Annotated in this window: 12 protein-coding genes and 1 pseudogene; 9 read left to right on the plus strand and 4 right to left on the minus strand. The window is 69.8% G+C overall.

The window, feature by feature from the left end; translation table 11 throughout:
• Positions 1–712: 712 nt before the first annotated feature.
• A pseudogene (locus tag IPZ69_RS47980) lies at positions 713–841 on the minus strand (SCO5717 family growth-regulating ATPase); the annotation flags it as partial.
• A gap of 669 nt (positions 842–1510) precedes the next feature.
• Here IPZ69_RS47980 and IPZ69_RS34655 point away from each other — a divergent pair.
• Positions 1511–3013, plus strand: a complete 1503-nt coding sequence (locus IPZ69_RS34655; protein WP_235458652.1) for an outer membrane protein assembly factor BamB family protein — start codon at positions 1511–1513, stop codon at positions 3011–3013.
• 91 nt (positions 3014–3104) lie between these two features.
• Here the strand turns inward: IPZ69_RS34655 and IPZ69_RS34660 are convergent, their stop codons facing one another.
• On the minus strand, positions 3105–3398 hold the full coding sequence (locus IPZ69_RS34660) for a DUF397 domain-containing protein (protein ID WP_235458653.1): 294 nt from the start codon (positions 3396–3398) through the stop codon (positions 3105–3107).
• A gap of 312 nt (positions 3399–3710) precedes the next feature.
• Between IPZ69_RS34660 and rpsO the strand changes: the two genes are divergently transcribed.
• From rpsO to IPZ69_RS34685, 5 genes are all read left to right on the plus strand, one after another.
• The gene (rpsO, locus tag IPZ69_RS34665) at positions 3711–3998 is read left to right on the plus strand and encodes a 30S ribosomal protein S15 (RefSeq protein WP_235458654.1); all 288 of its coding nucleotides are present in this window, start codon (positions 3711–3713) and stop codon (positions 3996–3998) included.
• 304 nt (positions 3999–4302) lie between these two features.
• Entirely contained in the window at positions 4303–6522 is a 2220-nt protein-coding gene (locus tag IPZ69_RS34670) for a polyribonucleotide nucleotidyltransferase (RefSeq protein WP_235458655.1), read from the plus strand.
• Positions 6519–7898 carry a M16 family metallopeptidase gene (locus IPZ69_RS34675; protein ID WP_235458656.1) on the plus strand — a complete coding sequence of 460 codons (1380 nt, stop codon included), beginning with the start codon at positions 6519–6521 and terminating at the stop codon, positions 7896–7898. Before IPZ69_RS34670 ends, IPZ69_RS34675 begins: the two co-directional genes overlap by 4 nt.
• Positions 7899–7922: 24 nt before the next feature.
• Entirely contained in the window at positions 7923–8675 is a 753-nt protein-coding gene (gene dapB, locus IPZ69_RS34680; RefSeq protein ID WP_235458657.1) for a 4-hydroxy-tetrahydrodipicolinate reductase, read from the plus strand.
• Between the two features lie 17 nt (positions 8676–8692).
• A complete protein-coding gene (locus IPZ69_RS34685) occupies positions 8693–9145 on the plus strand; it encodes a hypothetical protein (RefSeq protein WP_235458658.1) in 453 nt (150 codons plus the stop codon).
• A 209-nt stretch (positions 9146–9354) separates the two neighbouring features.
• Here IPZ69_RS34685 and IPZ69_RS34690 read toward each other — a convergent pair whose 3' ends face one another.
• Both IPZ69_RS34690 and IPZ69_RS34695 read right to left on the minus strand, forming a co-directional pair.
• Positions 9355–9909, minus strand: coding sequence for a hypothetical protein (locus tag IPZ69_RS34690; RefSeq protein WP_235458659.1), 555 nt, complete (start codon positions 9907–9909; stop codon positions 9355–9357).
• A 90-nt stretch (positions 9910–9999) separates the two neighbouring features.
• The gene (locus IPZ69_RS34695) at positions 10000–10236 is read right to left on the minus strand and encodes a hypothetical protein (RefSeq protein ID WP_235458660.1); all 237 of its coding nucleotides are present in this window, start codon (positions 10234–10236) and stop codon (positions 10000–10002) included.
• A gap of 214 nt (positions 10237–10450) precedes the next feature.
• On the opposite strand from IPZ69_RS34695, the gene thyX reads away from it, so the two are divergent.
• The 3 genes from thyX (at position 10451) to IPZ69_RS34710 (ending at position 14116) form a co-directional block, all read left to right on the plus strand.
• A complete protein-coding gene (gene thyX, locus IPZ69_RS34700; protein ID WP_235458661.1) occupies positions 10451–11191 on the plus strand; it encodes an FAD-dependent thymidylate synthase in 741 nt (246 codons plus the stop codon).
• 211 nt (positions 11192–11402) lie between these two features.
• The gene (gene dapA, locus IPZ69_RS34705) at positions 11403–12302 is read left to right on the plus strand and encodes a 4-hydroxy-tetrahydrodipicolinate synthase (protein WP_235458662.1); all 900 of its coding nucleotides are present in this window, start codon (positions 11403–11405) and stop codon (positions 12300–12302) included.
• A gap of 128 nt (positions 12303–12430) precedes the next feature.
• Positions 12431–14116, plus strand: a complete 1686-nt coding sequence (locus IPZ69_RS34710; RefSeq protein ID WP_235458663.1) for a ribonuclease J — start codon at positions 12431–12433, stop codon at positions 14114–14116.
• Positions 14117–14310 lie beyond the last annotated feature (194 nt).

The raw sequence follows: 14310 nt of genomic DNA on the forward strand, positions 1-14310 counted from the left end.
CGGACGGAGCGGGGGCGGCAGCCGGCGGGGTCGCCGGAGCGGCCGGAGCCGACGCGGCCCACGGCGACTGGGCCCCGCCCATCGGCATGTTCGGCACGGCCGCGGGCGACGCGGTATCACCGGACTCGGCCGCCGCGGGCTCCGCCGTCGGTCCCTGCGGTTCGAACCCGCTCCCCACCGGCAGCTTTGGCACCGCGACGGGGCTCCCGCTCGGCGGCGCGGGCGGCGTGAACGGAGCGCCAGGGCCCGCAGCCTGAGGGGCAGGGGGAGTGAACGGCGCCCCGGGACCGGCAGCCGGGGGAGCGGGAGGAGCGAACGGAGCACCAGGCCCCGCGGCCGGAGGCGCGGGCGGCGTGAAAGGCGCCCCCGGCGCGGGGGCCGTAGGAGCCGGCGGCGTGAAGGGCGCACCGGGCGTCGGCGCGGGCGGAGGCGGCGTGAACGGAGCCCCCGGAGCCGGAGTGCCAGGAATCGGAGCCCCCGGGCCCCCGGCCGCCCGCGTCGCGTGCGGAGGAGGCGTCAGGCCCGGAATGGGAGCACCCGGAGAGAACGGAGAAACCCCCGGTCCCGGGAACGCGGAAGGAGACGTACCGGCGGGCGAAGGAGCCGCGCCGGCAGGCGGAGTCGATGTACCGGACGCCGGTCCCGACGCCCCGCTCGCGCCCGCCCCTTGGTCGGAGCCCCCCGACGCTCCCGAACCGCCGGACGCGTTCTGCGTGTACCAGGCGGGCGGGGCGTAGTCGATGGTGAACTCGCCGGTCGTCTCGATGGCGGACTCCGCGTCGGGCTGGTCATCGCCGGGTGTGGCCCAGCCCCCGCGGATCCCGTCCCGATCGCTGCTCACAGTTCCTCCTGGTGTGGTCGAGCCCCCTCAAGCCGTGCCGGGGCGACCAGTTCGTGTCGTTCTCAGTCGTCCGTAGTCGTTCGAGGCAGTCCAAGCAGTCCGAGCAATCGACCCACCGGCTCTCCCCCCGGGCCGCCGACGCCCGTTCCACGGGTCTCTGGCATCGCGCCCGGTACCAGCCTAATCACCAGGAGCCGCGCCCCGGCAGGCCCGTCCACCTCTCAGCATCCGCCCACCTGCGCACACCGTGCCCAGAAGTGACGTACACAGTTGGCCTCTTGGCGAACCATTGGCGTACAAAACGGTCACGACGCGGCCCGTCGCGCGCACCCGCGTTCCCGATGTCATGACGCGGTGTCTCCCCCCGTTTGCTGCCAACTCACCGCAACGGAGGCCCCGTTGAGACCACCTGAAGGTCCCGGTGCCCGACCCGTTTCGGTCGTCTCCCCCGACACCATGCATAGTAGGTGGCCGGTCCGACATCGCAGGCGGGAGCGCACCTCCCCGCCTGTGGTTACGGGGAGAGTCGGACACGCATGGCGGCATGACGGGACGCACACAACATCTGCACGTTCGCGAAGAGGCGTGCACGCGCGGCCTGAACCGGCGAGGGCACAGGTTTCTCCCCGCGCTCGATCCACGTCACCGTCACCGAAAGGATCCGTCAGCGTGAGTTTCGGCCCGCCACCGTCCGTCTGCACCGAGTCCGCGCTGGCGGCGGACAAGACACGGACGAGACGCCGCACACGCGTACTGGGCGTGACGACCGCCGCGGTGGCCGTCGTCCTCGGCCTGGTCGCCGGGTCGGTGTGGTATCTCCAGGACGGCAGAACCACGCACAAGGCGGCACCGGCGGCCGTCCAGGCCCCGGACGAGATACGCACGACCGTTGAGCGGCCCCCCGTCTCGCCCGAGGGGTGGATCGTCGTCGAGCACGACGAGGAGAAGCTCTCCAAGAACACGGAGGCGAAGCCGCGTTACGCGCCCGGCACCTGGGCCACCGGCAAGATCCTCGCGCGGGGCGTCGCCAACCGTATCGAGGGCTACAAGATCGAGCCCAAGTACGACGAGACGGCGTGGACCCTCAAGCTCGACGGCCACATCTGCGCCACCAGCAGGGACGTCACCGCCGACGGCCGTACCGCCGTGGTCGTCCAGCCCGCGCGCGCCAAGGGCTCCGCCAAGGAGGGCGTCTGCGACGAGGTGGTGTTCTTCGACGTCGACACCGGCGAGAAGCTCTGGCAGAAGAAGATGCCCGCCGCCGACTTCGCCTACGTCTCCAACACCAACCTCACCCTGACCGAGGGCGTCGTGGCCGTCGCCTGGGGCCGGGGCTCGGTGGCGTACGACATGAAGAGCGGCCGACGGCTGTGGAACAGCACGACCCTGTCCCAGTGCGAGGACAAGGGGTTCGCCGGCGGCCGCGCGCTGCTCGTCCTGGTGGCCTGCGGCGAGTCCACCAACGCCACCTACCGGGTGGAGAAGCTGAACACCCGCACCGGCAAGACACAGTGGACGTACCGGCTCGCCCGCGGTGTCGAGGGCGTCTACCTGCCCTCCTCCGACCCACCGGTCCTCGCCGTCGAGGCGGGCGACAGCAAGGTGACCGACCTGATCACCCTCGACCCCGCCTCCGGGAAGCGCCGCGCCACGATCTCGATGGACGGCTACGACCCCAAGTGCGGCCGGCGGTACTACTTCTCGCCGTTCTTCGGTGTGGTCGACAACTGCGACGGCCTGGTCGTGGGCCGCACACAGGCCTTCGTCATGAGCAAGGAGAACATCGCCAACGACCAGCCCTCGGACTGGATCGTGGCGTTCGACCTGAAGAAGGGCAAATCGGCGGGGAAGTTCGACGGCCGGGAGTCCCAGATGGTCGTACCGCTGCGCATGAGCGGCGACGAACTCCTCGTCTACCGGCGCAGTGGCAGCTCCGTCGACCCGGCCGCCGTCGTGAGCTGGAACCCGCGCACCGACAAGGAGACCCCGTACCTCCTCTTCCAGCTCCCGGAGGACGACGAGTACGAACTCAGCGACCCGGAGCGGACGGAGATGGTGGTCGAGAAGGGGCACGTCTTCTTCGCGCGCCGCGAGCTGGTCCGGGACGACAAGTACCCGACGGACTCGGTGCTGTCCGTGATCGGAGTGGGCAGCGCGGGACTGAAGCACTGAGCCGCGCGGGGCAGAAAACCCGGAACAGGGCGGCACGCGCGCGTACCGCCCCGTCGGGCCGGGTGCCGGCAGCGCCCCGCGGTGCCGGGGGTTACTCGGAGGCTGGGCTGCCGTGCGGCGGAGCGGGCTCCAGATCGAACTCCCCGTCCCGCGCCCCCAGGACGAAGGCCCGCCACTCGGCTTCGGTGTAGCGCAGCACGGTGCCGGGGTCGAGGGACGAGCGCATGGCCACGGCCCCCTCGGGGAGGTACGCGATCTCGACCCGCTCCTCGTGCTCCTCCGTACCCGGCGCGCAGTGCCATTCGACGCCGGAGATGTCGAGGGCGTACAGCTCGTCCCGCTCGCGCTCCTTGCGCGCCTTGATCTCCTCAGCCGTCTCCGCCATGCCGCAGCGACCCCTTCCCGACGTACGAACGCTGTACCGGGTCACACTAGTGGCCCACGAAACGCTCCCGCCCGTCCTTCACGGTTGAGCGCACGCCGTCACGCCACACCTGGTATGCCGGCCGCTCGGTGCCGGGGACGGAGCCCCCTGTCCGCACTGGTACCCTGAGTGACGGCCGTTCGTGTACGCACCCCCGGGGCTCACCCCCTGGAGGCCGCGCTCAGCGGATCCCCGCCTCCCGAGTAACGGAAGCTCCCCCGAGACAAAGACCGGGGGCACTCGGTGGCGACCCAGAGACTACGAGGAGTACGCGTGTCGCTCGACGCCGCTACGAAGAAGCAGATCATCACCGAGTTCGGTACCAAGGAGGGCGACACCGGCTCCCCCGAGGTCCAGGTCGCCATGCTGTCGCGTCGGATCTCCGACCTGACGGAGCACCTCAAGGTCCACAAGCACGACCACCACTCCCGCCGTGGTTTGCTGATCCTGGTCGGTCAGCGCCGCCGGCTGCTGCAGTACCTGGCCAAGAAGGACATCCAGCGCTTCCGTACGCTGGTCGACCGCCTGGGCATCCGCCGCGGTGCGGCGGGCGCCAAGTAACACGCCGTGAAGGGAGCGGTTCCCGAGATCATCGGGGGCCGCTCCCTTTGCCGTACGTGCGGAAACGTGCGGAGTGTCACTCACGCTTTGTAGTGTGGTAGCACAACGCATTACGCACGACACAGCACGACAACGAACAGGAGAAGTGCACCTCGCCGCCGCCGGTCCTCGGTAGTGGCCCCCGGGGGGAAGCGAGCCCCGGGTGCTTCGATCGAAGACCGGCCCGCACAGCCCGGCGCGCTTCTCCGCAACCGTCCCCCTGCCACACGGGCAGCGACGGGACGAAGACGAGGAGAAAACGCTAGTGGAGAACGAGACCCACTACGCCGAGGCCGTCATCGACAATGGCGCCTTCGGCACCCGTACCATCCGCTTCGAGACGGGCCGCCTGGCCAAGCAGGCCGCCGGTTCCGCCGTGGCGTACCTGGACGACGACACCATGGTGCTGTCGGCCACCACCGCCTCCAAGAACCCCAAGGACCAGCTCGACTTCTTCCCGCTCACGGTGGACGTCGAGGAGCGGATGTACGCCGCCGGCAAGATCCCCGGCAGCTTCTTCCGCCGTGAGGGCCGGCCCTCCGAGGACGCCGTCCTCACCTGCCGCCTCATCGACCGCCCGCTGCGCCCGTCCTTCAAGAAGGGCCTGCGCAACGAGATCCAGGTCGTCGCGACGATCATGGCCCTCAACCCCGACCACCTGTACGACGTCGTGGCGATCAACGCCGCGTCCGCGTCCACGCAGCTGGCCGGCCTGCCCTTCTCCGGCCCGATCGGCGGCGTCCGCGTCGCGCTGATCCGCGGCCAGTGGGTCGCCTTCCCGACGCACACCGAGCTCGAGGACGCCGTCTTCGACATGGTGGTCGCCGGCCGCGTCCTGGAGGACGGCGACGTCGCGATCATGATGGTCGAGGCCGAGGCCACCGACAAGACCATCCAGCTGGTCGAGGGCGGCGCCGAGGCGCCGACCGAGGAGGTCGTCGCCGCCGGTCTGGACGCCGCGAAGCCCTTCATCAAGGTCCTCTGCAAGGCCCAGGCCGACCTCGCGTCGAAGGCCGCCAAGCCGACCGGCGAGTTCCCGGTCTTCCTCGACTACCAGGACGACATCCTGGAGGCGCTGTCCGCCGCCGTCCGCCCGGAGCTCACCTCCGCGCTGACCATCGCGGGCAAGCAGGACCGCGAGGCCGAGCTGGACCGCGTCAAGGCGCTCGCTGCCGAGAAGCTCCTGCCGGAGTTCGAGGGCCGCGAGAAGGAGATCTCCGCCGCGTACCGCTCGCTCACCAAGCAGCTGGTCCGCGAGCGCGTGATCAACGAGAAGAAGCGCATCGACGGCCGTGGCGTGACGGACATCCGTACGCTCGCCGCCGAGGTCGAGGCCATCCCGCGGGTTCACGGTTCGGCCCTGTTCGAGCGTGGCGAGACCCAGATCCTGGGCGTCACCACCCTCAACATGCTCCGCATGGAGCAGCAGCTGGACACCCTTTCCCCGGTGACCCGCAAGCGCTACATGCACAACTACAACTTCCCGCCGTACTCCGTCGGCGAGACCGGCCGCGTCGGCTCCCCGAAGCGCCGCGAGATCGGCCACGGCGCCCTCGCCGAGCGCGCCATCGTGCCGGTGCTGCCGACGCGCGAGGAGTTCCCCTACGCGATCCGTCAGGTGTCCGAGGCCCTCGGTTCCAACGGTTCGACGTCCATGGGCTCGGTCTGCGCCTCCACCATGTCGCTGCTGAACGCCGGTGTGCCCCTGAAGGCCCCGGTCGCCGGTATCGCCATGGGCCTGATCTCCCAGGAGATCAACGGCGAGACGCACTACGTCGCCCTCACCGACATCCTCGGTGCGGAGGACGCCTTCGGCGACATGGACTTCAAGGTCGCCGGCACCAAGGAGTTCGTGACCGCCCTCCAGCTCGACACCAAGCTGGACGGCATCCCGGCCTCCGTCCTGGCCGCGGCCCTCAAGCAGGCCCGTGACGCCCGCCTGCACATCCTGGACGTGATGATGGAGGCCATCGACCGTCCGGACGAGATGTCTCCGAACGCTCCGCGGATCATCACGGTCAAGATCCCGGTCGACAAGATCGGTGAGGTCATCGGCCCCAAGGGCAAGATGATCAACCAGATCCAGGAGGACACCGGCGCCGAGATCACGATCGAGGACGACGGCACCATCTACATCGGCGCCTCCGACGGCCCGGCCGCCGAGGCCGCCCGTGCCACGATCAACAGCATCGCCAACCCGACGATGCCCGAGGTCGGAGAGCGCTACCTGGGCACGGTCGTGAAGACGACCACCTTCGGCGCGTTCGTCTCCCTGATGCCCGGCAAGGACGGTCTGCTGCACATCTCGCAGATCCGCAAGCTGGCCGGCGGCAAGCGCGTGGAGAACGTCGAGGACGTCCTCGGTGTGGGCCAGAAGGTCCAGGTCGAGATCGCCGAGATCGACTCCCGCGGCAAGCTCTCCCTGATCCCCGTGATCGAGGGCGAGGAAGGCTCCGAGGACACGAAGGACGACGCCGAACAGTGACGTCCCGTAGCTCCAAGGCGACGGCCCGCACCTCTCCGGAGGCGCGGGCCGTCGCCCGTACCCAAACCCTCGTCAAGGGCACCGGCGGCATCGGTACGGTCCGCAAGACCACCCTCCCGGGTGGTCTGCGCATCGTCACCGAGACGCTGCCCTCCGTGCGCTCGGCGACCTTCGGGATCTGGGCGCACGTCGGCTCCCGCGACGAGACGCCCGCCCTGAACGGCGCCACGCACTACCTGGAGCACCTGCTCTTCAAGGGGACCACCCGCAGGTCCGCCCTGGACATCTCCTCCGCCATCGACGCGGTCGGCGGCGAGATGAACGCGTTCACGGCGAAGGAGTACACGTGCTACTACGCGCGCGTGCTCGACACCGACCTGCCGCTCGCCATCGACGTCGTCTGCGACATGCTGACCGGCTCGCTGATCCTCGAAGAGGACGTCAACGTCGAGCGCGGCGCGATCCTCGAAGAGATCGCGATGACCGAGGACGACCCGGGCGACTGCGTGCACGACCTGTTCGCGCACACCATGTTCGGCGACAACGCCCTCGGCCGCCCGGTCCTCGGCACCGTCGACACGGTCAACGCCCTCACGGCCGACCGCATCCGCCGCTTCTACAAGAAGCACTACGACCCGACGCACCTCGTGGTCGCCTGCGCCGGCAACATCGACCACAACAAGGTCGTACGACAGGTCCGCGCGGCCTTCGAGAAGGCGGGCGCCTTCAAGAGCGCGGACGCCTCGCCCATCGCCCCGCGCGACGGCCGGCGCACCATCCGCACCGCGGGCCGCGTCGAGCTGCTGGGCCGCAAGACGGAGCAGGCCCACGTCGTCCTCGGCATGCCCGGCCTCGCCCGCACGGACGACCGCCGCTGGGCGCTCGGCGTGCTGAACACGGCCCTCGGCGGCGGCATGTCCTCCCGCCTGTTCCAGGAGGTCCGCGAGAAGCGCGGCTTGGCCTACAGCGTGTACTCGTACACCTCCGGCTTCGCCGACTGCGGCCTGTTCGGCGTGTACGCGGGCTGCCGCCCCAGCCAGGTGCACGACGTGCTGAAGATCTGCCGCGACGAGCTCGACCACGTCGCCGGGGACGGTCTGTCCGACGACGAGATCGGCCGCGCCATAGGGCAGCTGCAGGGCTCCACGGTCCTGGGTCTTGAGGACACGGGCGCGCTGATGAACCGTATCGGCAAGAGCGAGCTGTGCTGGGGCGAGCAGATGTCCGTCGACGACATGCTGGCCCGGATAGCCGCGGTGACCCCGGACGAGGTCCGGTCCGTCGCTCGCGACATCCTGGGACAGCGCCCGTCGCTGTCGGTCATCGGCCCGCTCAAGGACAAGCAGGCCTCGCGGCTGCACGACGCCGTCGCCTAAACCCCTCCGGTAAGGAAGCAACAGATGAGCAAGCTGCGCGTGGCGGTCCTCGGTGCCCAGGGCCGGATCGGTTCCGAGGCGGTACGGGCCGTCCAGGCCGCCGAGGACCTGGAACTGGTCGCTGCCCTCGGCCGGGGCGACAAGCTGGAGACGCTGGCGGACGCCGGGGCCCAGGTCGCGGTCGAACTGACCACGCCCGCCTCGGTCATGGGCAACCTCGACTTCTGCGTGCGCCACGGCATCCACGCCGTCGTCGGGACGACCGGCTGGACCGAGGAGCGCCTCGCGCAGCTGACGGGCTGGCTCGCCCAGTCCCCGGAAACCGGCGTGCTCATCGCGCCGAACTTCTCCATCGGCGCCGTCCTCACCATGAAGTTCGCGCAGATCGCTGCGCCGTACTTCGAGTCGGTCGAGGTCGTCGAGCTGCACCACCCGAACAAGGTCGACGCCCCCTCCGGGACCGCCACGCGCACCGCCCAGCTCATCGCCGAGGCCCGCCGCGCCGCCGGCAGCGCGCCGGCGCCGGACGCCACCGTCACCGCCCTGGAGGGAGCCCGCGGCGCCGACGTCGACGGGGTCCCGGTGCACGCCGTACGCCTGCGCGGGCTGCTCGCCCACCAGGAGGTGCTGCTCGGCGGCGAGGGCGAGACCCTCACCATCCGTCACGACTCCCTGCACCACAGCAGCTTCATGCCGGGCATCCTGCTCGGCGTGCGACGCGTGGTGTCGACCCCGGGCCTGACCTTCGGCCTGGAGCACTTCCTGGACCTCGGCTGACCCGGGAAACCCCAGACATGCGCGCGAAGCTCTCCTACGCCGTCACGGCCGCCGTCCTGCTCTTCTACTTCGTCCTGGTCGGCAGCCGCGGCGTCATGCTCATCCAGTCCGGCACGCTCCTGACCGTCACCTTCGGCGTGGCGGTGCTGATCCTGCCGGTCATCGGCCTGTGGTTCCTGTGGAAGAACACCCAGTTCGTCCGCAGGGCCAACGCGCTGGCCGCCGAACTCGACGCCGAGGGCGCACTGCCCGTCGACGAGCTGAAGCGGACCCCCGGCGGCCGTATCGACCGCGACTCGGCCGACGAGGTCTTCGCCAAGCGCAAGGCCGAGACGGAGGCGTCCCCGGACGACTGGCGCAGCTGGTTCCGCCTCGCCGTCGCCTACCACGACGCCCGCGACACCCCGCGCGCCCGCAAGGCGATGCAGCGGGCGATCGCCCTGCACGACGGCAAGCCCGTCCAGGCCTGAGCCGCACGACCGGCCGCACGCCCGGCCGTATGCCCGAGGGAAGGGCCGCACGCGGGCCTATGAGTAGGCCGCACGCACGCGTGCGCGAGAGAGCGGCACACCTGCCCGCGTGAAGGCCGCGCACGCCCGTGCGGAAGGCCTCCGGAGTGACGACGAAGGGGGCCGGCCCGCATCGCCGCGGACCGGCCCCTTCCCGTTCGTCTGCGGCGTCAGCGCCGCGCGCACTCCGCCGCCCACGCCTCCACGGCGTCCGAGGCCCGGTCGAAGGCCGAGGCGCGCCCCACGAAGTCGAGACCGTGCGTGGTCATCAGCGGCGGGGTCTCCTGGGCCGCGCGGTCCTTGCGCGCGACGATCAGCGCCTGCCCCTGCACCGTGCGCGGCAGCCCCACCCAGCGCACCGGCTGCTGCACCGTGCGCACCGCGGTCACCCGGTTCCAGGTGACCGTACGCGTGACGAGGAAGCTCACCTGACGCAGCCCGCGAGTGCTCACCCACACGCCCATGCGCAGCAGCCGCAGCGCACTGGCGATCACGGCCAGCGCGAGCCCGAAGACGACGCCGGCGGAAGACGGCGAGCCGGTCAGGGCGATCAGCACCGCCGCGAACAGCACGAACGAGGCGAGCAGCAGGCACAGCGCGGCCCCGCCCACTCGCCAGGGACCGGGCCGGTAGGGGCGGCGCCAGCGCGAACGGTCGTCGTGCGGCAGGGCCGTGTCGTCGGTTGCTTCGAACGTGCGGTCGGCCGTCAGGAAGGGCAGGGGCACGGCTGGTCCTCACTCATTCCATGCATGGGCTGTGCCCGGTGAGGCTATCCGGCCGGGTCCGCGCTCACCACCCATGGGGGTCCGGAAGGGTCAGTGCCCCTGGGACGCCTGTGACTGCTGGGTCTGCGTCGCGGAGGGCGTGGACAGGGCCGGCATCCCGAGGACCAGGGAGCCCACGAGCCCGGCGACGATGGTGAGCCCCAGCAGCCAGCGGCCGGCGATCTGTCCGACGGACGACCGCTGACGGGGTGGGGGAGTGACATTGCTGCGGAACCTGTCGGCTTCGGAGACGAAGGCGAACGGAACGGGCTCGCGCCGACGGAACATCGGGGCGCGTCTCCCTTCGGGGGTCGAACGAGTGGGTGGGTGTCACCACTACAGACGAGCGAGAGTCACAAAAGGTGCCCGCTTGCCCCGAATTCACAGAAGTTTTCCGAAGTTCGACGAATCTGTCGGGTCCCGGTACCGAACGCCCTGATGTCAGAGCCGCGCCGTAGAGTGGGCGCCGCCCGAGAGAAGTGATGGAAGGACCCTCCGAGCCGTGACCGACACCCCCGCCGACGACCTCAAGCCGAGCTTCCGCAGCGACGTCACCGTCGAGCTGGTCAAGCACACCGCGTCGGACGCCGACGTGCTGTTCGCCGCCCGCGTCTCGACCGTCGGCGAGCAGTCGCTGGACGAGCTGAACAAGGACCCGGAGCGTTCCAAGGGCCTGATCAACTACCTGATGCGGGACCGGCACGGCAGCCCCTTCGAGCACAACTCGATGACGTTCTTCATCAGCGCCCCGATCTTCGTCTTCCGCGAGTTCATGCGGCACCGCGTGGGCTGGTCGTACAACGAGGAGAGCGGCCGCTACCGCGAGCTCCAGCCGGTCTTCTACGTCCCGGACGAGTCCCGCAAGCTGGTCCAGGAGGGCCGCCCGGGCAAGTACGTCTTCGTCGAGGGCACCCAGGCCCAGCAGGAGCTGGTCGGCCGCGTCATGGAGGACTCGTACGTCCACGCGTACGAGGCGTACCAGGAGATGCTCGCCGCCGGCGTCGCCCGCGAGGTGGCCCGTGCGGTCCTCCCGGTGGGCCTGTTCTCCTCGATGTACGCCACCTGCAACGCCCGCTCGCTGATGCACTTCCTCGGCCTGCGCACCCAGCACGAGCTCGCCAAGGTGCCGTCCTTCCCGCAGCGGGAGATCGAGATGGTGGGCGAGAAGATGGAGGCCGCGTGGGCCGAGCTCATGCCGCTGACGTACGCCGCCTTCAACGCCAACGGCCGCGTCGCCCCGTAATGCGCACCGGTTTCGCGGTCGGGCACGCATGTACGGGTCAGCCTCGTGAAGTGTCCGTATTGCGGCATTTGTGGAAGTTCATCTAGCCTGATCAAACGGACCCGGCACTGCTTGAACCCCCGAGCAGGCAGTGCCGGGCTCCATATTTGTCCTGACTTTCCCGGCACCCCAAGGGCAGACCACGCATTGAGCAGCGAGTAGCGTGTTACCCATGGCTCCGACCTCCACTCCGCAGACCCCCTTCGGGCGGGTCCTCACCGCCATGGTCACGCCCTTCACGGCGGACGGCGCACTTGACCTCGACGGCGCGCAGCGGCTCGCCACCCACCTGGTGGACGCAGGCAACGACGGCCTGATCATCAACGGCACCACCGGCGAGTCGCCCACCACCAGCGACGCGGAGAAATCGGACCTCGTACGGGCCGTACTGGAAGCCGTCGGCGACCGGGCCCACATCGTGGCCGGCGTCGGAACCAACGACACCCACCACAGCATCGAGCTGGCGCGCGACGCCGAGCGGGTGGGCGCACACGGCCTCCTGGTCGTCACGCCGTACTACAACAAGCCCCCGCAGGAGGGCCTGTACCGGCACTTCACGGCCGTCGCCGACGCCGCCGGACTGCCGGTCATGCTGTACGACATCCCGGGCCGCAGCGGCGTCCCCATCAACACGGAGACGCTCGTCCGCCTCGCCGAGCACCCGAGAATCGTCGCCAACAAGGACGCCAAGGGCGACCTCGGCCGCGCCGGCTGGGCCATCGCCCAGTCGGGACTGGCCTGGTACTCCGGCGACGACATGCTCAACCTGCCGCTGCTCTCCGTGGGCGCGGTCGGCTTCGTCTCGGTCGTCGGCCACCTGGTCACGCCGGACCTGCGGGCCCTGGTCGAGGCCTTCACCTCCGGCGACGTCCAGAAGGCCACCGAGATCCACCAGAAGCTGCTCCCCGTCTACACGGGCATGTTCCGCACCCAGGGCGTCATGACGACGAAGGCCGCGCTCGCCCTCCAGGGTCTGCCCGCCGGGCCGCTGCGCGCGCCCATGGTCGAGTGCACGCCCGAGGAGATCGCCCAGCTCAAGATCGATCTTGCCGCCGGCGGGGTACAGCTCTAACACCAGACTTCACAACTGAATAGGCAGGACACCGGTGCCTGCACCCCACAACGACAACTGCTTCTGCACGAACGTCATGCGCGCCACGTGCCCCACCGGTACGTGGCGCGTGTGGTGAGGAGAGTCTTTTGAGTCATCCGCATCCTGAACTGGGCCCGCCCCCGCCGCTCCCCGAAGGCGGCCTGAGGGTCACCCCGCTCGGCGGTCTCGGCGAGATCGGCCGAAACATGACGGTCTTCGAGTACGGCGGCCGCCTACTGATCGTCGACTGCGGAGTGCTGTTCCCCGAGGAGGAGCAGCCCGGAATCGACCTGATCCTGCCGGACTTCTCGTCCGTCCGGGACCGCCTCGACGACATCGAGGGCATCGTCCTGACCCACGGCCATGAGGACCACATCGGCGGCGTCCCCTTCCTGCTCCGCGAGAAGCCGGACATCCCGCTGATCGGCTCCAAGCTGACCCTCGCCCTGATCGAGGCGAAGCTCCAGGAGCACCGCATCCGGCCCTACACCCTCGAAGTGGCCGAGGGGAACCGCGAGCGCATCGGCCCCTTCGACTGCGAGTTCGTCGCCGTCAACCACTCCATCCCCGACGCCCTGGCCGTGGCCATCCGCACGCCCGCCGGCATGGTGGTCCACACGGGCGACTTCAAGATGGACCAGCTGCCGCTGGACAACCGGCTGACGGACCTGCACGCGTTCGCACGGCTGAGCGAGGAAGGCATCGACCTCCTCCTCAGCGACTCCACGAACGCCGAGGTCCCCGGCTTCACCCCGCACGAGCGGGACATCTCCAACGTCCTGCGCCAGGTCTTCGCCAGTGCCCGCAAGCGGATCATCGTGGCGAGCTTCGCCAGCCACGTCCACCGCATCCAGCAGATCCTGGACGCGGCGCACGAGTACGGCCGCCGGGTCGCGTTCGTCGGCCGCTCGATGGTCCGCAACATGGGCATCGCCCGGGACCTGGGCTACCTCAAGGTCCCGCCGGGCCTGGTGGTGGACGTCAAGACGCTCGACGACCTGCCGGACAGCGAGGTGGTCCTGGTCTGTACGGGCTCTCAGGGCGAGCCGATGGCGGCCCTGTCCCGCATGGCCAACCGCGACCACCAGATCCGCATCGTCGACGGCGACACGGTCATCCTGGCCTCGTCCCTCATCCCCGGAAACGAGAACGCGGTCTACCGCGTCATCAACGGCCTGACCCGATGGGGCGCGAACGTCGTCCACAAGGGCAATGCCAAGGTGCATGTTTCCGGCCACGCGTCCGCGGGCGAGCTACTGTACTTCTACAACATCTGCCGCCCGAAGAACCTGATGCCGGTGCACGGCGAATGGCGCCACCTGCGGGCCAACGCCGAACTCGGCGCCCTCACGGGCGTTCCGCACGACCGCATCGTCATCGCCGAGGACGGCGTGGTGGTCGACCTCGTCGAGGGCAAGGCGAAGATCTCCGGCAAGGTCCAGGCCGGCTATGTGTACGTCGACGGCCTCTCGGTCGGCGATGTCGGCGAGCCGGCCCTGAAGGACCGCAAGATCCTCGGCGACGAGGGCATCATCTCGGTCTTCGTGGTGGTGGACTCCTCCACCGGCAAGATCACGGGCGGCCCGCACGTCCACGCCCGCGGTTCCGGCATCGAGGACTCGGCCTTCGCGGACGTCGTCCCGAAGATCACCGAAGTGCTGGAGCGGTCGGCCCAGGACGGCGTCGTGGAACCGCACCAGTTGCAGCAACTGATCCGCCGGACCCTGGGCAAGTGGGTCTCGGACACCTATCGGCGCAGGCCGATGATCCTCCCGGTCGTCGTGGAGGTCTGACCGGCCCAACACCCGGTCGTACGGCCCCTCGTGGCCGCGAACCTGGAGCGGAGCCCTCGATTTGCATCGGGGCGCTCCGCTCCAGTACGTTTACGACTCCGCCCGATCGGGAACCCCAGTACTTCACGTGCTGGACACCTGTGTCCCCGGACCGGGTGGAAATTCCGACTCAGAACTTCTGATAAAGTCGGAGT

This window comes from Streptomyces olivochromogenes (assembly GCF_021538895.1).
Classification (GTDB): Bacteria; Actinomycetota; Actinomycetes; order Streptomycetales; family Streptomycetaceae; genus Streptomyces; species Streptomyces olivochromogenes_A.